The following is a 22,725-nucleotide window of genomic DNA, read 5'->3' on the forward strand; positions in this document are numbered from 1 at the left end:
TTCAATAGCTGGAGTAAAGACGCACAGGTCTCGGCGACAGACTGTTGTCCTGCTTGCGTGCGTCGAACGTATAGCGCAGATAAACCAGCGCGGAACTCGGTGCGTAGTCATGCGAACGATCGATGCTCAGTTGCGCGCCCGCCAGCAGATACGGATTGAACCGGTATTGCACGATGCCGGCGAGCCCGTATGAAAACGCGACGCCGCGCGTCGAGCTGCCTGTATTCACCAGGGCATCGAGCCCCGGCGCCGCACCGAGTCCGGCGGGCAAACCGTTCGGGTAGTACGGCGAATTCTTCTCGTACGAATTCGACACGCCGACCGTCGCGGTCAGGTCCCAGTTCAGCGCGTCATGCCGGCCGGCCCATTCGATCGGCACGCCGAGCGACAGATAGCGTTGCGGGCTGTAGTAGCCGCCCTGGCCGAACGAGTAGAAGCGCTGGTTGTTCGTGTAGTGCCACGCGTTGCCGACCAGCCCGGTGCTCACGAGCGTATTGATGCGCTGATAGACCGGCACCGTGAAGCCGGTGCGCAACGTGATCTCCTGGTTGCTCGCGACATTGCGTCCGGTCAGCATGCCCGCGCCGAGATCGGCGAACAGGCTCGTCCTGCCGACGTCGAGCGACGAATGCAGATCGATCCCGTCGCGCCGCACGCCGCCCCACACGGTGCCGGTCACGGGGTCGTGCATGCCGGCATACGAAAGCTGGCTGCTGGTCTCGGGACGACGCGATCCGCTGACCGAAAAGCTCGCCGGTCCGGCATCGAACTGATAGCGCGCGCCGCCGACCAGGTAGTGCACGGGGAACCCGAGCGGCGTCGTGCCGATGTCGAAGCGCCACGCGTCGGAGGTATAGCCCGCGCCGAGCGCAACGCCGGTCACCGGCTGATGCAGATACGGCAAGCGCGCGAACTGCGCGGCGATCGTCTGCGCCGGAACGCCGAGCGACGTCGCGAGGTTGTCCGCGGCGCCCAGCGTGCCGAACGTATTGCGCGTGAACGCGTTGCCTTCGCTGACGTCGAGCGTGCCGGCATCGAGATGCACGGTGTCGACATGCGCAAAAAAATGGCCGTTGTAGCGATACGGAATCTGCACGTACACCGGCGCCTGCCATGCGTGAAACTGCGAGATACCCGCATCGCCCGATTTATACGCGGGCAGCCAGCCGGTCTCGATCTCCGGATTGCGGCGCTGCCCGAGATCGGCCAGTGCCGCTTGCGCAGGCGTGCCGTCGGGACCGGCACTCACGCCCGCCGCGCGCTCCTGCGCGAGCGACAGCCGATACAACGACGCGGCCTGCTCGTACTGCCCCAGGTCCTGCGCGACGCGGCCGCTTTGCACGGTCACGTCCGGCCGCGCCGGGTACGCGACCCGCAACGCCGACGTGATCTGTTGCGCTTCCTGCGGGTGGCGCAACGCGGCAAGGCGGCGCGCCGCCGAGAGCCGCGTATCGATGTCGTCGGGCGCGGCGCCGTCGAGCACGCTGCGCACGAGATCGAGCGCGCTCCGGCGCTCGCCGCTCTGCTCCAGCACACGGGCTAAGGCCAGTTGCGCGTCCGGGTCGCCAGGCGCCGCCGCCAGCACCGGACTCAGCGCGGCGCGCGCGGCCGCGTAGTGCCCTTGCAGCCGTTCGAGATCGGCGACTTCGAGCGCATAGCGTTTGTCGCGCCGGCCCGCCGGACTCACACCGGCGAGCAACCGCCGCGCCTGTTCGTCATCCTGACGATCGAGCGCTTCATCGGTTTGCCGCAGCGCGAGGCGCAGCGCCTGGTCTTCGAGACGCGCGCTTTGCGCGGTGCTCAGTTTGATCTGCGGGTCGTGGCGCAACTGGGTCAGCCACGCATCGAGTTCGGCATTACGTCTCGCGCTGCCGAGCAAATCGCCGTAGCGCAGACGCACATCGGCGTCGGTCTGCTGCGCATGCGCGTCCATCCAGTCCTGCAGCAACGCGAGGCCGCGCTCCGGCTCACCCTGCTCGATCCACGTCGCGCCGACCGCCGCGAGCAGATTCGGATCGTCGGCGGCCAGCGTGCGGGCTTCGTCGAGCGCCCGCGTGGCACCCGCCCGGTCATCGAGCGCGAATGCGGCGCGCGCTTTGGCCAGCCACTGCTGTGCTTGCAGATTGCGTTCGAGCGCGCGCATGCCGTCGGTGCGGTCGCGTTCGGCAATCGGCGCGAGCACGGCTTGCGCGCCGCTGACGTCGTCGAGCGAGTTGCGGTACAGCGCGCTCGCGTAGCGCATTTCGGGCGACGCGGCGACCGCGAGGCCGTCGTCCATCACGATGCGGCCCAATTGCGGCAAGCCCAGATCGCGATACAGACGCGCCAGCGCAAAACGTGTCCACGGCGCGTCGGGCGCGGCGCGCAAGGCCGCTTCGTAGCGTTGCGCGGCGGGACCGCGCTGGCCCGCGGCCAGCAGCTGGTCGGCCTGTCCCGTGAGCAGGTCGGCGCGCAGTTGCGCGAGGCTCTGGCGATCGTCGGCGGCGGTGAAGCGGCTCTGCAATGCGTCGAGCAACGGCTCGACTTGCGCCGCGCGCCCGGTGTTCTCGAATAGCGTCTGCGTGCTGCGCAGCGCCGCGACACTCGGCGCGCGCGCCGCCAGCAAGTCGCGCAGCAGCGGTTCGGCGGCGCGCCAGTCGTGTTGCGCGAGCAGTGCGTCGGCGAGCATCAGCTGCGCGTCCGCGTTGCCGGGCTCCATCGCGAGCGCGGCGCGCGCGAACCGCTCGGCGTCTTGCGGCCGGCCGGCCGCGGCGGCCTCACGGCTTTGCGCCAGCGTCCCCCAGAACTGCGCGGTGCGCGCGAGGCTCTCCCACTTCGCGCGATTGTCCGGCGCCAGCGCCGCCGCGCGCAGAAACAGCGCGTGCGCTTCGTCGTGCCGCCCTGCCCGCATGCGTGCCAGACCCAGGCCGCCGAGCGCTTCGGCATCATCCGGCCGCGCCTGCGCGGCACGCGCGAGCAGCGGTTCGGCGGTCGTCAGATCGTTGCGCGCGAGCGCCTGCAAGCCGCGTTGCTGAGCGATGTAGTCGGGGTTGCGTGCGAGTTGCCGCTGCGCGTCGAGTTGGGCTTCGATCGCGGCGACGCGCTCGTTGAATTCGGTGTCGTCCGGGACGAGTTGCAGATAGGCGCGCAACGCGGCGAGATACGCCGGGTCCGCGCCCGCCGATTGCAGCACGTGACGCCAGGCGTCGAGCGACGCCGCGCGATCCGAGTCGGGTCGCGTCGCCAGATTCCACGCGATGCGATTGGCCTCGGCGCGCGTATCGCCGCGCTCGTTCAGCAGATTCGCGAGCACCAATGCCGAATCCACATCGGACGGATCGGCGGCGACCCGCTGACGCAACGCACCGATGGCCTGCGCACGGCCCTCGGGTGTGCCGGCGATGATCTGGTAGTACTCCGCGCCCAGCGAGCCCGACGGCGCGCCATGTGGAAACAGCGCCCGCAGGCGGCGCGCCGCCTCGGCGGACTGGCCGCTGCGCGCGAGCAGACGCACCGTCGCGAGTTCCTGGCGGCCGTTGGTGGCGACGCGGAATTCATCTTCGATCTGCTGCGTCGCCGCTGCGCCCGGCGCGTTCGACCGCAGACGCGTCAGCGTGGTTTGCGCGGCTTGCGCCTGACCAAGACGCAACTGGATACGCACCTGCTCGGCGAGCAAGGCCGGATCGCCGGGCGCGATCAGCAGCGCTTTCTGGATCGCCTGCAAGGCCAGATCGTCGCGATGCTTGGTCGACCACATGCGGGCCGTTGCGAAGAGACGCTGCGCGGCGGCGTCCTGGGGTGTGGCGGCGGTGTGGGGTGCCACGGCGCGCGCCAGCGCCGGCTCGGCGAAATGCGCCCACGCGCTGCCCGCCACGCCCGTCCACGCGAGAACGAGGAGCCGCACCGCGCGGCTTATTGAAGCGAGGCGCGACACGGCGAACTCCAGTGCGGATCGAGGGTGCCGTCGGCGGCGAAACGATAGCGTCCGTCATGCCAGCCCAACGCAAACAGGCTCAGCACACTGGTGTAGTAGCCAGCGGCCGTCTCGCGATTCAGTTGTTCCGCGCGCGCGATCTGCGCATCGGCGAGCGCGTGCTCGCCGCGCGCGTCGAGAAGCGGCACGGCCGCCGCGGAGAAGCCGGCGTTGCCCATGTTCACGCCCGCGTTGCCGTTCGTCGTGTCGACTTTTTCGGGCGGTGCGCCATGCGCGGCGATGAAGTTCGCGAACGGCGCGAAGCGCGCGAGCAGCGTCGGCGCAAGCGGATCGCGCGGATCAAGCATGCCGGCCCACAGATACACGCGAATCGCGTTATACGCGCTCTCGGCCTGGGTCTGCGGGTCCGGCGCGAAACCCTGCTTCGCGCGATACAGCGCCCAGTCCGGCGCAAAGCCGTGCGGCGCGGTGTCGGTCAATACCTGACCGGTGCTGGCGAGAAGACGCGGCCAGCGCGCATCATCCTGCAGCCGCGTGGCGATGCCACGAATCACTTGCGGCGGCGCATAGCTCGGATTGACGCGCCACACATCCGCCGCCGGATGAAAGCCGGCCGGACCCGGCAGCAGCGTCAGGCCGAGCCCCGGAACGCTGGCCGTTTCCTCATCGAGCACGCGCTTCGCGAGCACCGCGCCGCGCGCCGTGTAGCTGCGCTCCCGCCACGCGTGGCCGGCTTCGAGCAGCGCATAGGCGATCCACAGATCGGCGTCCGACGACGCGTTCGCGTCGAGCACCTGCCACTGCCCGTCGTCCGAGCGGCCCCACAGCCAGGCCGGCAGATGCGCGGTCAGGTCGCCCTGCGCGAGATGCTGTTCGGTCCATTGCAGGATCGTGTCGAAGGCCGCGCGATCGTTCGCGACCAGCGCGAAAAAGAGCGCGTACGACTGACCTTCGGAGACGGTGCGCGAATCGGTTGAGCCGACGTCGATCACGCGACCGTCGGCGGAAATGAAATCGCGCTTGAACTGCTGCCAGCGCGGCCATGCGGGTAGCGCACAGTGTGCGGCGGAAGCGGCGGCGTCTACGGACGCGGGTGTGTTGGCCGTGTTGGCCGTGTTGGCCGTGTTGGCCGTGTTGGCCGTGTTGGCCGTGTTGGCTGTGCTGGCTGTGTTGGCTGTGCTGGCTGTGCTACCCGTGTTGGCCGTCCGCGGCACCCCGGCCGCGAACGCCCGTTGCGTCATCACGCCCATCACCATCGACGCGCACGCCACGGCCACCGCAATGCCAACCGCCCGCGCGACAATCGCTGCCACCTTGAGGCCCACACTCAAGCCCGCATCCCTCCGCGCGTTACCCCGCCCCCACCTCAGCGGCGCCTTGCACTCCACCGGCGTCATCGATCAGACTCCCCGGCGGCGCGCGGCCAGTTCCTGCAACGCGGTGAACGCGCCGATCGCCAGCAGCAGCCCAGCCACCGCGCCGAGCACGCCGAGCAGCACCGGATGCTGGATCGCCTTGCTCCACAGTCGCGCATACCACGGCACATAGCCGACCAGATACGGTTCGCCGACGCGCATGCTGTCCACTTCCCCGCCACGCAGCAACGCGACGTCGCCTTGCAGTTGCGCGACGCGGTCCGGCTTTTCGAGCATGTCGAGCAACTGCGACAGCTGCTGCTGATCGGTGGCCGTCAGCGCGACGACGCTGCGTCCCTTGCTGCCCGGCAGTTCGAAACCGATCAGCGCGGCGAGCGGACCATCGCGCTCGAGCCGCGCGCTGCCGTCCGGCAGATGCGCGCCGTTGCGCCACTGCTCTTTCACCGAGAACGACGCGCGCGTGATCGCGCTGTCAGCAGCGCCATCGCTCGAAGCCGCGCCGATGCTCAACGGCAGCGCCTGACGCCAGCGCGCGAGCAACGGCGCCGAACCGTTGCCGCCGATCACCAGCAGATCCTTGCCGGTCAGTTGCGTGAGCTCGCGAGACCGCGCGATCTGCACGCGCAGCGCCGGATAGCCGGTCCATTGCCCCATGTGGCCGAGCATCGTCAGCATGCTTTCCAGCTCTTGAGGCGCGGGATGATCGGGAATCACCACCGCCGTCTGTGCGAGATCGGCATAGCGCGTGAACGGGAAGCCGCTGTTCGCGAAGTACGCGAGATTCGGCATCTGCGCGTAGTGGACGAAGCCCGAGAAGTCGATCGTCGAATCGGGATCGACCGCCGCCTGCACCGGATTCGAAGCCACCGACTGGCACAGCCCGGTCTTCTGCGAATCCAGATTGAAGCGCAGCTGCAACTGGTTCGAGCTGCCGACCCGGAACGCCGGAATGTCGAGCGCGCTGCTCGAACTGTTGCCGCCAGTCGACAGCACCGGCAGTTGCAGACGGCCTTGCGCGTCGTCGGCGCTGGCCGGCGCGAGCCGGTACGACTTGACGAGCTGGTCATTGATCTGCACCGCGAGCGCCGAGTTGTTCTGCACCGTCGGCGCCGTGTAGCGGTACTTCAGATTGAGCGGCACGCCCGCGCCGTTCCACGAGAACAGGTCGGCGGGCACGCGCAGGTTCAGACGGATCGCGTCGGGCGCACTGCCGTGCACCTGCAACTGGTTCGGATCGTCGATCAGCTCCTTGAACGCGACCGGACGATCCACCGGCAGCCAGCGCGGCGCGTCGTACGGTTTGCGCGGCGCGCCGATGTCGATCTGGCCGATCTGCACGGCCGGTCCCGCCATCGCCGTCTTGCCGAGCACGAGCGCGGCGCTGGCCTGGTCGACTTCCGCCGCGGTGCGGCCCGTCACGATCAGCAGCTTCTTGCCGGCCGCGGCGGGATTGTCGGCGACGATCAGCATCGGGCCGTTGACCGGCGGCAGCTTCAGATCGGCGGGCAGTTGCGTGCTACGCGCGACCACCACCGCGTGCGTGTCGGACGGCAGCGCGGACAACGCCGGAAAGCGCGCCTGACGATAATCGGCCTGCGCGCCGAACCACGATGCCAGCACGCCGGCGCTGCGCAGCGTCGCGTCGTCGGCGGCGGCCGGCAGCACGAACGGCAGGCGCAGCCGGCTCCCGTCGCGCCGGTCGAAAAACGGTGCGGGCAGCAACGCGAGATCGTTCGGCAAGCGAATCGGCGCGGTGTCGAGAATCAGCTCGCTGGTCGGACTCACGTCGGCCCACAGCGACGAGTTTTCCGGATCCTCGCAATGATCGAGCGTGTAATGCGCGATCAGACGCAGACCGAGCTGGTTGTAGTCGGTGAGAAAACGCGGGTCGAGCGCGATCTCCTGCGTGACGATCTGCCCGGCGTGCTCGCGATCGAACGGCACGGTCGCGACCACTTCGTTGTTGATCGACACCTTCAGATGCGAGAGCGGAAACACCAGCGCCGGCGAGTACGTGTAGCGCAAACGCAGCCGTGCCGCGGTAACCACGCGGTCGAGCCGCACGCCGACGCTGACGCTGCGCGCATCGTCGACCCCGCGCAGATTCAGCGGCTGATAAGCGCCCAACGCGGCGAACGACAGGTGCGTGGCGGTCGAGCCGGGCGTGCTTGTCGCGGTGCTGGCCGCGTTGATCGCGCTGGCTGCGTTGATCGCATGCGCCGCGTTCGCGCCATTGGCGGCGGCCACGCTGACAGCCGTCGATGTCGAAGGCGACGCGCCAACAGCAAGCGCCGACGCCGCGAGCGCTGACGATGCAGCAGGCAGGGACGGTGCAGCGGCCGATTCAGCGGCATGCAGGGCGCCGAGCGCGGCGGTCAGCGAAAGGCACAACGGCACGACAGGTTTCATGAACAGATCAGCTTGTTAGACCTCGGCCGTCCGCCCTTGACTGCGTCGGGCACTGTGCGAATTCGGTCTGCCGCACGAGCGCGCGGAAATGGAAACGGTTTGCTAGCGACCGCGACGCGGTCCTCTGCCCTTGTATACGGAAGATTTGGAGAAACCTTGAATGACGAGCGAGGCGACGGGCGTGGCCAACACATGGAGCGGTCCGGCCCTGCGTGCCGGTGGGCTCGTTCTGCTAATGTTCGGTCGCCTGTCGGTCAGGCGTACCTGCGCCGTAGGGCGGCGGAAAGATAGCACAAATCCGTGACAATTTGTGACATTTGACGCATGCTGCCATCTTCCCGAAACTACCCAGATCATGAGCAATCCGACCGAATCTTCACCGGCCTGTCCACCGGCCAAACGCAGTGGGCCTCTGCGCGCACTATTCGCGCTGCGCCACTCGTGCGACGGCATCATCGCAACGTTGCGCGAGGAGAGCGCGTTTCGTCAGGAAGCCGCGCTCGCGGCGGTCCTGCTGCCGGGCGCTTTGCTGATGCCGGTCAGCGCGATCGAGCGGGTGTTGCTGATCGTGTCGGTGCTGCTGGTGCTGCTGGTGGAGTTGCTGAATTCGAGCATCGAGGCCGCCATCGACCGGATTTCGCTCGACCGGCACGAGCTGTCGAAACGCGCGAAAGATTGCGGCAGCGCGGCCGTGATGATCGCGTTGCTGATCTGCGCGGTGACGTGGGGCGTGTTGTGCGGACCGATTGTCTATCACTGGCTGCGTGGATAACGCGGCGGAGATTCGACGTTATCCATACGATTTCGCTCTCGGCGTGACGGATTCGCATGCTCGCGAACGTTAGCGGACGTACGGACCGCAATTTCGCTGATCTGCACCGCGCGTTGCTGTGCGTGACTTGATCGGCCAGCAACTCGCCAGAATGGCCTGCACCATCTGTTGCACTGCCCGCAGCCTTGGGCACACCTATTGCTCCATTCCGCTCACCGGCAAAAACCCGTCAAAGCACGCAGTGCCCACAACGAGTCGCCGCTTTTGACTTCAATCCAGCCATCCATCGGTGGGAGGCCCCATGCTTCGATACGCTGTAATCTTCTTCATTATCGCCATCATCGCCGCGGTGTTCGGCTTTGGCGGCATCGCCGCAGGCGCAACGGAAATCGCCAAGGTCCTGTTCTTCATCTTCCTGGTGATCTTCCTCGTCACACTGCTGATGGGCGTAATACGACGTTGACCGCCACATTCCCCACATAGCAGCAGACATACTCGCCCCGATGCGAACAGCAGCGCTTCGATGCAATACTTGCCAGATGGTATTGCAATAGTTGCCGCCCGCATCGGGGTTCACTACTTCGCCACGCCCGATTCTCCGCCGTGCGTTGATACCCGCAGTCAACGCACCGCAGCACCTCTTCATCGCAACCCATTCAAGCCGCGTACGCAATCGGTGTCGTCACGCTCAGACGATGCGACCAGCTGGCGAGCGTGCGCGTCGCCACCGGCGGCTTGCTCAGAATCGCGCTGTCGTAGTGCTTGCCATCAAAGCGCGTGAAGTCGACGATGCGAAACCCCTGGCCGCGATAGAACGCAATCAGATCTGCAGCCGGTTGCGGCGTATCGAGCGCGAGCTCCGCATAGCCTCGCGTCGCGGCCCAGTGCTCGGCGAATGCGATCAGCAGCGTACCGATGCCGCGTGCCTGCCACACCGGTTCCACCGCGAACTGCCGCAAGCTGGCGATATCGTCGCGCCGGTATAGCTCGCACGGCGATTCGCGGTCCGCAGCGTAAAGCGTCATCGTGCCGACAATGCGCCCCTCGCAGACCGCCACATAGCAATCGCCGCGCGTGGCGCGCAAGCGCGTCGTCTCGACGGTCTGATCCACACACGTGCAGTTCAGACCCATCGCGCCGAGCGGCGTGAAAGCCCGATGCAGCAATGCGGTCAATGCGACGAACGAATCGCGCGCCGGATCGAAGCGGCGCAACTCGACATGGCCGATGCCATGACAGACGTAGTCGATACGAACGGTTTGCTGCTGTCTTGCGCGTCGCTTCACGTTGAGCACCTCATACAATCAGGATGCTCGGAGTGTAGATTTCGCCCGTGAGTGTCTCAAGAAAAAATGTCGTAAAAACTCACAGGGAAATCAGGCGATGTTTTCCGCTTCATAAAGACGCCGGCCCGCGGCATCCTTCGTGCCGAGGATTGGCTCGAAATCGATCGGCCACTCGATGCCGATGTCGGGGTCGCGCCACAAGATGCAGCGCTCGAGTTCGGGGAACCAGTACTCGGTGGTCTTCCATACGCATTCGGCCACGTCGGACAGCACCACGAAGCCGTGCGCGAAGCCCGGCGGCACCCAGACCTGGCGCTGATTGTCCGCGCTCAGATGTGCGCCGCTCCATTTGCCGAAGTTCGGCGAATTGAGCCGCACGTCCACGGCGACGTCGAACACTTCTCCCCGCACCACCCGTACCAGCCGGCCCTGCGGACGTTGCACCTGATAGTGCAATCCGCGCAACACGCCGTGCACCGCGCGCAAATGACGGTCCTGCACGAAATTGAAACCTTGCGAGACGTCCTCGCTAAACTCGTCCGCGCTGAAGCTCTCGAAGCAGAAGCCGAATTCGTCGCAAAACACTTCGGGTTCGATCAGTTTCACCTCCGGCAATGCCGTCGCCGTTACCTTGTTGCCCATTGCCACTATGCTCGTAAAAAGGCTGGCCGGCGAGGATACGGCCGCGATTGCGGCCGCGTTCAACGGTGCTGAGGCGCACCCGTCGGCACGGGCGCCTGCCTGGATACTATGCCTTGTTCGCGACCCGGCTGCGCGCGCGATATTCCGTGGGCGATAACGCCATGCGCTTGCGGAATATCTTCGCGAGACGATCGCCGTTGCCGGTGCCGCTGCGCCGCGCAATCTTGTCGACCGGCAATTCGGTCTCGGTGAGGAAATTGCACGCGATGCGCAGCCGCACTTGCAACAGATAGTCCGAAGGCGTGACCTGCATTTCGTGCTTGAAGCGCCGCAGAAAATTGCGCTCGCTCATCGCGGCCACCTGGGCGGCATCGGCCACCGACACCGCGCGATCGCAGTTCGCCTCCATCCAGCGTGCCGCGGCGCGGATTTTCTCGGCCACGCTGAGCGTGCCGCCTTCGGCCGGCAGCGGCACCCACGTTGCGGCCATGCCGGGCATCACGCGGTCGGCGACGCTGCGCGCGATGTCGGCGCCGAGGTCGCGTTTGATGAACATCAGCGCGCTGCGCGCGCAATCGTGACGATCATTGGCGGCGCTGAGCGTGGCCTCGCTCGCGACACCGCCGGGATAGCGGTTCATCTGCAATCGGTCATGGCCGGTCGGACAGGCGGCTTCGAGCACCAGTCGGCCCTCGCCGATCGTTTCGATCGCCCGGGTCCGCGCTTGCACCGAGCGCAGCCAGCCGAGCAGCCGCTCGTCGCGCGCGGCCGCATGCGCGCCGTAACCGCCTGCGATGAACAGCACGTCGAAACCGCTGCCGAAACGCACGTCGATGCGATCGGTCCAGATACGGGCCGATGAAGAACTGGCGACACTGCCGCCGTCCATTGACAGAAATTGCACTTCGTACGGCGGCTCTTCGCCGGTTCGTGAACTCGAGAGCTCATTGGCGCTCTGGAACATTTCGACCACCATACCCGGCCCCAGCAGCCAGAAACCGTCGAACAGCAACACGCCGATTCGCCGCGCTGCAGTACGGACACTCAAAGTCGGCGTGTGCAGCCACGTAATTCTCGCAGTATCAAGATGTATTTGCGGCATGACCTTTCCCCAAACGGTCTTACGTTGTGGACCCCGATGCCCCGTTAGCCGACCGAGACGAGCAAATGAATTATTACGGCTGAAACCGCCAGCGACGCCGCTTAACGGATTAAGCGTGATGGTAGCGGAACGGATCGCTATAGTAAATTTAAAAACAAACCGCCATCACGAAAGAGAATGTATGAAGAAACGCATTATCATGCGTTTCATATGACAACCCGTTGATGCCGCGCCGGCGCAGCGGCGCACACCGCAGCCATTTGCGACGCCAAACGCACAACCAGACACAGTCTTGCTTTCACGGCAGATTCAGCGAATCTTTCAGATTCTGTGAAGAAGCGGCTTTGCAACATTCATGCGATCTTGCCCGAGTTCAAAAATGTTTCAAAGCTGAACTCGACAGCTTTCGGATAATGACCATTCAATCCTGTTTTTATTCGCAAATTGGGAATTTATCGACTTGATAGACGGACCCGGTCGCCGATATTCGAATCCAGCCCAATTGATATTTCAAAGCGGATTTCGGCGGGCGTCAAAAAATGTTTCTATATTGAAACATCGAGATCATTTACGTATGATTTAAGCCTTTATACATCAGATGATTAAAGGCAGCGCAGCAATCGGCACTGCGACGCGACGCGCAGAACGCTTCACCAGATTCAAGCGCAGGTTCAACTGCCAACGCAGCGGCGCAACCAGATTGCGCCGCCGCGCTGCCTCAACCGTTCGTGCCCTCGCCCGCCACCACGGCGGCACTACGCTGCGTTCTCGCGAGTACGGACCGCAACGCCGCTCCGGTGTGGCTGGCCGCGACGCGAGACAATTCTTCCGGATCCGTAGCAGCGACAATCGTCCCACCGCCCACGCCGCCTTCCGGACCGAGATCGATGATCCAGTCCGCCTCGGCAATCACATCGAGATCGTGCTCGATGACGACGACGCTATGCCCGCCATCCGCGAGACGATGCAGCACGCGAATCAGCTTCGCGACGTCCGCCATATGCAGGCCGACGGTCGGCTCGTCCAGCACATACAACGTATGCGGCGGCTTCTGACCGCGCCGCGTGATATCGTCGCGCACCTTGCTCAACTCGGTGACGAGCTTGATCCGCTGCGCCTCGCCACCCGACAGCGTAGGCGACGGCTGACCGAGCGTGAGATAGCCGAGCCCGACGTCCTTCATCAATTGCAACGGATGGGCGATGTTCGAGATAGGCGCGAAGAACTCGACGGCTTCGTCGATTTCCATCGTCAGCACGTCGCCGATATTCTTGCCGCGCCACGTGACCGCAAGCGTCTCGGGATTGAAGCGCTGCCCGTGACACACATCACAAGGCACTTTCACGTCCGGCAGGAAGCTCATGCCGATAGTGCGCACACCCTGCCCCTCGCAGGCCGGACAACGGCCTTCGCCGGTGTTGAACGAGAACCGCGACGCCGTATAGCCACGCGCACGCGCTTCGAGCGTGCCCGCGAACAGCTTGCGGATCGCATCCCACACGCCGATGTACGTGGCGGGGCACGAACGCGGCGTTTTGCCGATCGGCGTTTGATCGACTTCGAGCACGCGGTCGATGCTCTCCCAGCCGGTGACCGACTCGCACCCTTGCCACGCATGCGTGACGTTCAGCGGCGCGCGCGGCGCCGAGCGCGCCAACACGCTGGAACGCCGGTTCGCGGCCGGCTTCTCTTCGGCGGCCGCACGCGCACGCCGCGTGGCCGGCGACGACAGCACCGAGCGCCCGACTGCATCGAGCAGATTGGCCATCAGCACATCGCGCGCCAGCGTCGACTTGCCGGAACCGCTGACGCCGGTGACCGCCACCAGCCGCGACAGCGGAATGCCGACCGTGACGTTACGCAGGTTGTGCAGCTTGCCGCCGTGCACGGTCAGCCAGTTCTCCGGCACCGCGGCCGCGCGCTTGCCCGGCGCGACCACTTCGCGGCGCGGCTGCAACGGGTGCACGATGGGCTGCGCGAGAAACTGTCCGGTCAGTGAATCGGGCTGCGCCGACAGGTCGGCCACACTGCCCTGCGCGATCAGCGTGCCGCCGCGCTTGCCGGCGCCCGGCCCGATATCGATGATGTGATCGGCGCGCCGAATCGTGTCTTCGTCATGCTCGACCACCACCAGCGTATTGCCCTTCTCGCCGAGCTTGCGCAACGCGCTCAGCAAAATCTGATTGTCGCGCGGATGCAGGCCGATGGTCGGTTCGTCGAGTACGTAGCACACGCCTTGCAGGTTGCTGCCGAGTTGCGCGGCGAGCCGGATGCGCTGCGCTTCGCCACCGGAAAGGCTCGGCGCTGCTCGATCGAGACTCAGATAGCCGAGCCCGACTTCCTCCAGAAATTGCAGGCGGCTGCCGATTTCGCTGATCACGTCACGCGCGATTTCCGCGTCGCGGCCGGTCATCTCCAATGTGTCGATCCACGCGCGCGTGTCGGACACGGTCCATTGCGCGACATCGACGATCGCGTGCGCGTCGAACGTGACCGCGCGCGCGGTCGGGTTCAGGCGCGTGCCCGCGCAATCCGGACACGGTTCGTCGACGAGGCCTTCGGGTTCCTGTTCCTCCGACGGCAAGCTCTGCTCGCGGCCGCGATTGTCGTCGACGATGATCGTGTCGTCGTACGCGGCGCGTTGCTCGCGCGTGAGCGACAGACCCGTGCCCACGCAGGTCGTACACCAGCCATGCTTGCTGTTGTACGAGAACATGCGCGGATCGAGTTCGGGATAGCTCGTGCCGCACACCGGACACGCGCGCCTGGTGGACAACACCTTCACCGCGCCGAGCTTCGCCGTGGGATGGCCGCCGTTGATCGCGTCGTGCAGACCGTCGAGCGGCGCCAGCAGATGCATCACGCCCTTGCCGACTTCCAGCGTCTGATCGAGCGCGTCGCGCAATTCGGCTTCATGGTCCGCCGACACGACGAGGTCGGCCACCGGCAATTCGATCGTATGTTCACGGAAGCGATCGAGCTTCGGCCACGGATCCACCGGCACGAACTCGCCGTCCACGCGCAGATGGGTATTACCGCGCGCTTTTGCCCACTTCGCGAGGTCCGTATAGACGCCCTTGCGGTTCACGACCAGCGGCGCAAGGAAGCCGACATGCTGCCCCTTGTGATCGCGCAGCAACTGCGCTGCGATCGATTCGACGCTTTGCGATGTGACCGGCGTACCGTCGTGAATGCAGTGCTGCAAACCGAGCTTCACATACAGTAGACGCAGGAAATGCCACACCTCTGACGTGGTCGCCACCGTGCTCTTGCGGCCGCCGCGCGAGAGCCGCTGTTCGATTGCGACGGTCGGCGGAATGCCGTACACCGCATCGACCTCGGGCCGCCCCGCCGGCTGCACGATGGAGCGCGCGTACGCATTCAGCGATTCGAGGTAACGGCGCTGGCCTTCGTGGAACAGAATGTCGAACGCAAGTGTGGACTTGCCCGACCCGGATACCCCGGTAATCACGTTGAACTTGCCGTGCGGGATGTCCACGTCCAGCGCTTTCAGGTTGTGCTCACGCGCATTGACGATGCGCACCACGTCCTCGCCTTCGATCGCCCGGCGCGCGCGTGCAGCGCTCAGCGCCTTTTGCAGCGGGATGCCTTGCGACTCCGGTTCGGCCGCCGCGCCCATCGCGCGGTCGTACTGCAATAGCGCCTCGCCGGTATGCGACTGCGCACACTGCTTGACGTCGTCCGGCGTACCGGCGCACAGCACGCGGCCACCGCCGTCGCCGCCTTCGGGGCCGAGGTCGATCAGCCAGTCGGCCGCGCGAATCACGTCGAGATTGTGTTCGATCACGATCAGCGAATGACCGCTTGCGAGCAGTTTGCCGAACGCCTGCATCAGCTTGGCGATGTCGTCGAAATGAAGGCCTGTGGTCGGCTCGTCGAACATGAACAGGCGCTTCGCGACCGGCTGCTTCGCGCTGCGCGCACTGCGCGCCTGGGCCGATTCGGCGAGAAAGCCCGCGAGCTTGAGCCGTTGCGCCTCGCCGCCGGACAGCGTAGGCACCGGCTGACCGAGTTTCACGTATTCGAGGCCGACGTCGACGATCGGCTGCAGAACGCGCAATACTTCGGCGTCCTGCGCGAAGTAGGCGGTGGCTTCACTGACGGTCAATTCCAGCACGTCGGCAATGCTCAGCGCGCGCGCCGGCTCGCCGCGCTCGATCTTCACTTCGAGCAGTTCCGCGCGATAACGGCGCCCATCGCAATCCGGGCAGCGCAGGTACACGTCGCTCAGGAACTGCATTTCGATGTGTTCGAAACCCGAGCCGCCGCAGGTCGGGCAACGGCCGTCGCCCGAGTTGAAGCTGAACATGCCTGGGCCGTAGCCGCGTTGTTGCGCGAGCGGCGCCTTCGCGAACAGCTTGCGGATTTCGTCGAAGGCGCCGACGTAGCTGGCCGGATTCGAGCGCGCGGTCTTGCCGATCGGCGACTGGTCGACGAACACCACGTCGGTGACCTGGTCGGCGCCGGTGAGATTCCTGAACGCGCCCGGCGCTTCGGTGGCGAGCCCGAAGTGCCGCGCCATGGCCGGATAGAGCACGTCCTGCAGCAGCGTGGACTTGCCGGAGCCCGACACGCCCGTCACGCAAACGAGCCGCTGCAACGGAATCTCGACCGTGACATCGCGCAGATTGTGCTGCGTCGCGCCTTCGAGCACGACACGCGGCGTGTTTGCGTCCACCGGACGCTGCGACCAGTGCGCCGCGTCGGCCACGTGCCGCCGTCCGCCCAGGTACTCGCCGGTGAGCGTGCCGGACGCACGGATCGCCTCGGGCGCGCCGTCGAAAATGATCGAGCCGCCGCGCTCGCCCGGCCCCGGACCCATGTCGATCAAACGATCCGCCGCGAGCATCACCGACGGGTCGTGCTCGACCACCACCAGCGTATTGCCCGCGTCGCGCAGCCGGTGCATCGCTTCGACGATCCGGTTCAGATCGCGCGGATGCAGGCCGATGCTCGGCTCGTCGAGCACGAACAGCGTCTTGGTCAGCGACGTGCCGAGCGCCGTGGTCAGGTTGATCCGCTGCACCTCGCCGCCCGACAGTGTGCGGCTTTGGCGGTCGAGCGTCAGATAACCGAGGCCGACGTCGCACAGATATTTGAGGCGCGTGCGCACTTCGGCGAGCAGCAGTTTCAGCGCGTCGTCGAGCAACGCGCTCGGCAGGCTGATCTCGTCAAAGAAGCGGCGGATGCGCTCGATCGGCATCAGCATCAGGTCGTGCACGGTCAGACCCGGCAACGCTTCGAGCTGCGCGCGCGACCACTCGACGCCGCGCGGCAGGAAGCGCCGCCCGGCCTGCAAGACGTCGTCCGCATTCGCTTTGCTGCCCAGACGCCACAGCAGCGATTCCGTTTTCAGACGCGCGCCGCCGCAGGTTTCGCACGGCGTGTAGCTGCGGTATTTCGACAGCAGCACACGAATATGCATCTTGTACGCCTTCGATTCGAGATACTCGAAGAAGCGTTTGACGCCGTACCAATGGCTCTGCCACTTGCCGTTCCAGTCCGGCGAGCCGTTGATGACCCAGTCGCGCTCGGCGTCCGTCAGCTCGCCCCACGGCGTGCCACGGCGGATGTCGGCTTGCGCCGCGTAGCGCATCAGGTCGTCCTGGCATTCCTTCCACGCGGGCGTTTGCATCGGCTTGATCGCGCCATCGCGCAGCGTCTTGCGCGCATCGGGAATCACCAGCCCGAGGTCGACGCCGATCACGCGGCCGAAGCCGCGGCAGACTTCGCACGCGCCGTAGGCCGAGTTGAACGAGAACAGCGCCGGTTGCGGATCGGCATAGCGCAGGTCGCTTTCCGGGCTGTGCAAGCCGGTGGAGAAACGCCAGATTTGCGGTTCGGCGTCCTGACTCTGCGGCTCATCCGACGTGGCCGGCAGCACGTAAATATTGACGCGCCCGCCGCCGCGCTTGAGTGACGCCTCGATCGCCTCGACCACCCGCTGCTTGTCGACCGAACGCAGACGGAAGCGGTCGGCCACCACGTCGAGCAGCTTGCGCTTGCCGGTGGGCGAATCGACTTCGCGCTGCGCCTGCACACGCGTGTAGCCGCTGGCCGACAGCCACTGCTCGACTTCCTGTTCGGACGCGGACTCCGGCAACTCGACCGGGAACGTGACGACCAGCCGCGGTTCGTGCTGCGCGGTGCGCTCGAGCAACTCGGCGTAGATCGTCTCCGGCGTGTCGTGGCGCACCTGCTGGGCGGTCTTGCGGTCGAACAGTTCGGCCGCGCGCGCGTACAGCAGCTTCAGGTGATCGTTGAGTTCCGTCATGGTGCCGACGGTGGAGCGCGAACTGCGCACCGGATTGGTCTGGTCGATCGCGATGGCGGGCGGCACGCCGTCCACCCGGTCGACTTGCGGCCGGTCCATGCGGTCGAGAAACTGCCGCGCGTACGCGCTGAAGGTTTCGACGTAGCGCCGCTGCCCTTCCGCGTACAGCGTGTCGAATACAAGGCTCGACTTGCCGGAGCCGGACGGCCCGGTGACGACCGTCATTTCGCCGGTTCGCACGTCGAGGTCGACGTTCTTGAGGTTGTGCTGGCGCGCGCCGCGAATCTTGATAGTGCCGTTAGATGACAATTTTTCCGACCGTCTGAATGAGTGGGCCACCTCTCACGGACGCCTCGCGACCGCGCAAGTTCGGTGCAACCGGGGGCGGCGGCGCGCACACGCGGTGAACGCGCCGCACGCGCCGAAGCTCAGCTTGCAACGGGATACTATACTGTATATTTATACAGTTTTCCATGACACGGCACGGGTGCGCTTTCGAGGCGCTGCAAGCCTTGACCGGCGGCAAAAACCGCGCGCCGTTCAACCGGGCAGCAACCGTTGTGCCGATTTGGAAAAGACATTGAGAAGCCGCGCGAAGCGGCAAGCGAGAGGAAGAACGACCGGGCGGCGACGATCCGACCAGGACGGCGAACCGTCACGAACCATGACCGGCCCGCGACACGTGGCATGCCGCACACCGACACCACATCGTATGCGGCGCCAACCAGCCACAACCTAGCCGTATGCGCTTTCCACGCTAACGCGACCCGCAACCGGCGTCGCCGATCCGGCCACGGCGGCCTCCTGCTGTACACCACTCGCGCCGAGCGCATGCGCGACGCAGCGTCTTGCCAGCACCTCGGTCGGATCGACGAGCCGCACCACCCGCCCGCCCGGACACGCCAGCACCGCGTCACGCAGCAACAGCGGCAACTCGGTGCACGCCAGCACGATCACTTGCACGCCTTGAGCCACCAGGTCGTCGACCGCTGCCGCGAGGTCGTCGCCGCACTCGCCCGACGTGTAGCCTGCCTTGGCGCCGCACGGTCCGTAGATGGCGTTCATCAGATGCCCTTGCGCGAGCGCGGCCGGCGTGATCTGCACAAAGCCGCGCGCTGCGAGCGCCTGCTCGTAGACGCGGCTCGCCAGTGTGCCCGAGGTCGCCAGCACGCCGACTTCGCGCAAGCCCGGACAAGTCTCGCGCAGATAATCGGCGGTACAGGTCAGCATATTGACGATCGGAATGCCCAACGCCGGCTGGATCTGCTCGACGAACGCGTGCGCGGTATTGCATGGAATCGCGATCAGATCCGCGCCGCCCTCCTCGAGCGTCTTGCATGAGGCGTACAGCGCGAGCGTCGGATCGTCGCCGTTGCCGAGCAGCGCGTCGGTGCGGTCCGGAATCTGCGGGTTCTGCTCGACCATCACCTTGATATGATCCTGATCGCGCGCGGCTGGCGTATTGCGCACCAGCTTGGCCATGAAATCGACGGTTGCCGCGGGGCCGACGCCGCCCACCACGCCCAGCTTGAAACGCCGTTCCCGCGGCGCATAGTGAGCCGCCGCGACATAGCTCGCATAGGCCTGATTGGCATCGACCAGCGGCACCACTTGCGGGCCAAGTGCGTGCGCGAGGAGGCCGATTTCGGCCAGCCCCGGCAGGATGATCTCCGCGCCCTGCGCGATCAGGTCCGCGCAAGCCGCGCGCAGCAACTCGACCGGCCGGCCATACAGACGGCCGTTCGTGATGCCCTCGTCGCCATACACGGCGCTCGTCACGCAGTCGATGCCCGTGTCGTCACGCGGATGCAGCACGTCGAACTGGCCGGCGTCGAAATAGCGCTCAAAAAGGCCATTTTCGCGGATGGCGCCGGAGGTCAGCACGCCGATCCGGCGCACCGACGCAAACGTACGCCGCACGTGCGCCACCAGCGCCGTCATGATGTTGGCGACCGGCACGGCCAGGTTCGCCGTGAGTTCGTCGATGAAGGTATGACTGAGGAAGCACGGCAGGACGATCGCATCGACACCGCGCTTTTCGAACCCGCGCATCGTGTCGAACATGTGGATCTTGAACTGGGCGTTCGGCCCGTCCGGCTCAGCCGGCCCTTGCCAGCAGCGCGGCTCGAGAACCAGATCGAAGCGCCGCGCCGCGCCGGGCCGGCGCGACGCGGCGCTGATCCTGCTCAGGATGTCGGCGCTGGCGAGCTGGGCCGCGCCAGCCGCCACACCCAGCGAACGAATGCGATTCATGATGACCCCCGTCGTTTTTGTCCGTCCGCCTTGATGGCAGGCGGCTTGGCGCGCTTGAGGATGACATCATGTCGGCCGCGCATGACGTGGGGTTAACCACGAAATAATGATTTCTTTCCGTTTCCCGAGGGGCCGCCCGACGGCAAAACCACCTAAGCCACCTAAGCCACCTAAGCCGCTTCGACCACGCCGTGCGCCGCGCCCCGCTTGCGGCGTTCGAGCGTGCCGATGCACACCAGCGAGACGCCCGCGAGACAGCTATAGAACACCGCAAGCGGCCACCACGCGCCCGGATACCGATGGGCGAGCACCGTGCCAATCAACGGCGTCAGGCCGCCGGCCAGCGCGGCGCATACCTGATACGACAGCGAAATCGCCGAATAGCGGACCCGCACCGCGAACGCCGTCGACATGAAGCCGGCCATCACCGCATACGAGCTCGACATGCACATCACCGCCAGCGCAATGCCGATCACGATCGCCACCGGCCGCCCGGTCGAGACCAGCGCGAACATCGGATAAGGCGACAGCATCGCCAGCGCCGCCGCGCCCTTCAGGAAGCGTCCGGTGCCGATGCGTTGCGCGAACCAGCCGGAACCCAGCTGCGTGAACAACTGGATGAACGCGACCACGAACAGGCAATCGAGAATCAGCGAGCGATCGAGGCCGAGCGTCTGCGTCGTGTAATTGAGCATGAACGTGTTGACGAACCACGCGCCGGCCACGCCGATCACATTCGCGCCGAGGCACAGCAGCACGGTGCGCCACGCGTCGCGCAGCACGTCGGCGACCGGCAGCGCGGCCACGCGACGTTGCGCCTTCAGCGCATTGAATTCGGGCGATTCGCTGACACCCGAACGGATCAGCAGCCCGCCACCAGCAGCACCGCGCTGGCGAGAAACGGCAAGCGCCAGCCCCATGCGAGAAACACGTCCTTGTCCATCGACGCCACCGCGCGAAACGCGAGCAGCGACAGGATCAGACCCGCCGGACTGCCGAGCTGCGCGAACGACGCGAAGAACGTGCGCTTGCCTTTGGGCGCATGTTCGCTCGCCATCAGCACCGCGCCGCCCCACTCGCCGCCGATCGCGATGCCCTGCGCGACGCGCAGCAGCACCAGCAACACCGGCGCCCAGATGCCGGCGCTCGCATAGGTCGGCAGGAAGCCGATGCCGACCGTGCCGACGCCCATGATCGCGAGCGTCGCCACCAGCGCTTTCTTGCGGCCGATGCGGTCGCCCAGGTGGCCGAACACCAGGCCGCCGAAGGGTCGCGCGAAGAAGCCGACCGCGAAGGTGCCGAACGAAGCCAGCGTCGCGAAGAACGGATCGCTGCCGGGAAAGAACAGCTTGCCGAATATCAGCGCGGAGGCGGTGGCGTAGATGTAAAAGTCGTACCACTCGATGGTGGTGCCGACAAACGCGGCAGCCGCCGCGCGCGTGGGTTGCCGGGTTGCGGCGTGAGCGTCTGGCTCGCAATTCATGTGCATGTCTCCAGGATCGTGCTTTTCTGAAAGGCGCGGCTTCTGCGTGCCGTCGCCGGAAAACCGCGGGCGCTAGGTGGTGACCAGCTCGGCCCTGAGCACGCCCGCTTCGAACAGACGCTGCTGGGTGGCCGCGTCGATACCCAATGCGTCGAGCACGTCGCGCGTGTCGGCGCCGAGCGCCGGCGGCGCGCTGCGATAGGTCGCCGGCGTGCGCGACAACTTGATCGGCGATGCGGTGCCGCGATACTCGCCCATCTCGATCACCATGCCGCGATGCAAAGTGTGCGGATGGCTGGCAACCACATCGACTGTTTGCACCGGGCCGCACGGCACGCCTGCGTTGATCAGCGCGTGCGCGAGCGGTTCGCAGTCGTGCGTGGCGAGCAGGCTTTCGAGCGCGGCCTTCAGCGGCTCGCGATGCGCGCAGCGGCTGCGGTTGTCGGCGTAGCGCGGATCGTCGGCGAGTGCGGGTGCGCCGAGATGCGCGCACAGCTTCGCGAACTGCCGGTCGTTACCGACCGCGAGAAAGATCGGCGCGGTCGCGGTGCGATAGCTGTCGTACGGCGTGATGTTCGGGTGCGCGTTGCCGCTCCTCTGCGGCGTGCGGCCCGAGCCGAAATAGTTCGGCAGATGCGGATGCAGCAGCGACACGCCGCGCCGCGTGCAATGGCGCAGTTGCGGCGGGTTCTTATCGGCGGACGAGGCCCACACGTCGAGTTCGTCGGACGCGCGCTGGCCCAGCGAAACGAGTTGACTTTCGAGCTCACGGTACAGTTCGTCGCCGAGATGCAGCCTGATGAGCCGCGCGAAGTCCGGATCGCTCGTGAAGAAGTTGATGCCCCGGCTATCGGGAATGTTGGACGAACCGTGTGCCGGCTGCGCGGTGATTTCGCTCGTGCTTGTCTCCTGTGTCGACCGGAGTTGGCGCTTCAGCGCTTACTCCGGTCCCATGCAAAGCTGTCGACCGGAGTTGGCGCTTCAGCGCTTACTCCGGTCCCATGCAAAGCTGTCGACCGGAGTTGGCGCTTCAGCGCTTACTCCGGTCCCATGCAAAGCTGTCGACCGGAGTTGGCGCTTCAGCGCTTACTCCGGTCCCATGCAAGATAGTTGCTTGTGGACAAAGCATAAAAGCGGCTTCGATAATCGTCTAATACAACTTATATCCAGTACGATAGACGCAGCTTATCGATA

At 65.9% G+C, this 22,725-nt stretch carries 10 protein-coding genes and 2 pseudogenes; 2 read left to right on the plus strand and 10 right to left on the minus strand.

Going from position 1 to position 22,725, the window contains the following annotated elements:
• Position 1: 1 nt before the first annotated feature.
• From HV744_RS13800 to bcsB, 3 genes are all read right to left on the minus strand, one after another.
• On the minus strand, positions 2-3,913 hold the full coding sequence (locus HV744_RS13800) for a cellulose synthase subunit BcsC-related outer membrane protein (protein ID WP_175150052.1): 3,912 nt from the start codon (positions 3,911-3,913) through the stop codon (positions 2-4).
• Positions 3,892-5,154 (minus strand): cellulose synthase complex periplasmic endoglucanase BcsZ, encoded by a 1,263-nt coding sequence (bcsZ, locus tag HV744_RS13805; protein WP_425497714.1) that lies wholly within the window; start codon positions 5,152-5,154, stop codon positions 3,892-3,894. The genes HV744_RS13800 and bcsZ overlap by 22 nt, the downstream gene beginning before the upstream one ends.
• Positions 5,155-5,313: 159 nt before the next feature.
• Positions 5,314-7,698 carry a cellulose biosynthesis cyclic di-GMP-binding regulatory protein BcsB gene (gene bcsB, locus HV744_RS13810; RefSeq protein ID WP_175150053.1) on the minus strand — a complete coding sequence of 795 codons (2,385 nt, stop codon included), beginning with the start codon at positions 7,696-7,698 and terminating at the stop codon, positions 5,314-5,316.
• 355 nt (positions 7,699-8,053) lie between these two features.
• On the opposite strand from bcsB, the gene HV744_RS13815 reads away from it, so the two are divergent.
• Both HV744_RS13815 and HV744_RS13820 read left to right on the plus strand, forming a co-directional pair.
• Complete coding sequence (locus HV744_RS13815) at positions 8,054-8,470, plus strand: diacylglycerol kinase (RefSeq protein WP_175150054.1); 417 nt, start codon at positions 8,054-8,056, stop codon at positions 8,468-8,470.
• A 301-nt stretch (positions 8,471-8,771) separates the two neighbouring features.
• Complete coding sequence (locus tag HV744_RS13820; RefSeq protein WP_013089029.1) at positions 8,772-8,933, plus strand: DUF1328 domain-containing protein; 162 nt, start codon at positions 8,772-8,774, stop codon at positions 8,931-8,933.
• Positions 8,934-9,126: 193 nt separating this feature from the next.
• On the opposite strand, the gene HV744_RS13825 is transcribed toward HV744_RS13820, so the two are convergent.
• The 7 genes and pseudogenes from HV744_RS13825 to HV744_RS13855 all read right to left on the minus strand — a co-directional run.
• Positions 9,127-9,756 (minus strand): GNAT family N-acetyltransferase, encoded by a 630-nt coding sequence (locus HV744_RS13825; RefSeq protein ID WP_175150055.1) that lies wholly within the window; start codon positions 9,754-9,756, stop codon positions 9,127-9,129.
• A 90-nt stretch (positions 9,757-9,846) separates the two neighbouring features.
• Complete coding sequence (rfbC, locus tag HV744_RS13830) at positions 9,847-10,398, minus strand: dTDP-4-dehydrorhamnose 3,5-epimerase (protein WP_175150056.1); 552 nt, start codon at positions 10,396-10,398, stop codon at positions 9,847-9,849.
• Between the two features lie 106 nt (positions 10,399-10,504).
• Entirely contained in the window at positions 10,505-11,500 is a 996-nt protein-coding gene (locus HV744_RS13835; protein WP_175150057.1) for a GlxA family transcriptional regulator, read from the minus strand.
• A 718-nt stretch (positions 11,501-12,218) separates the two neighbouring features.
• On the minus strand, positions 12,219-18,104 hold the full coding sequence (gene uvrA / locus HV744_RS13840) for an excinuclease ABC subunit UvrA (protein WP_175150058.1): 5,886 nt from the start codon (positions 18,102-18,104) through the stop codon (positions 12,219-12,221).
• Positions 18,105-18,530: 426 nt separating this feature from the next.
• A complete protein-coding gene (cuyB, locus tag HV744_RS13845; protein ID WP_175150059.1) occupies positions 18,531-20,048 on the minus strand; it encodes a cysteate racemase in 1,518 nt (505 codons plus the stop codon).
• A gap of 170 nt (positions 20,049-20,218) precedes the next feature.
• Positions 20,219-21,531: pseudogene (locus HV744_RS13850) on the minus strand (MFS transporter).
• A 72-nt stretch (positions 21,532-21,603) separates the two neighbouring features.
• Positions 21,604-22,188: pseudogene (locus HV744_RS13855) on the minus strand (CoA transferase); the annotation flags it as partial.
• Between the last annotated feature and the right edge of the window lie 537 nt (positions 22,189-22,725).

The sequence above is a fragment of the Paraburkholderia ultramafica genome, from assembly GCF_902859915.1.
Taxonomy (GTDB): domain Bacteria; phylum Pseudomonadota; class Gammaproteobacteria; order Burkholderiales; family Burkholderiaceae; genus Paraburkholderia; species Paraburkholderia ultramafica.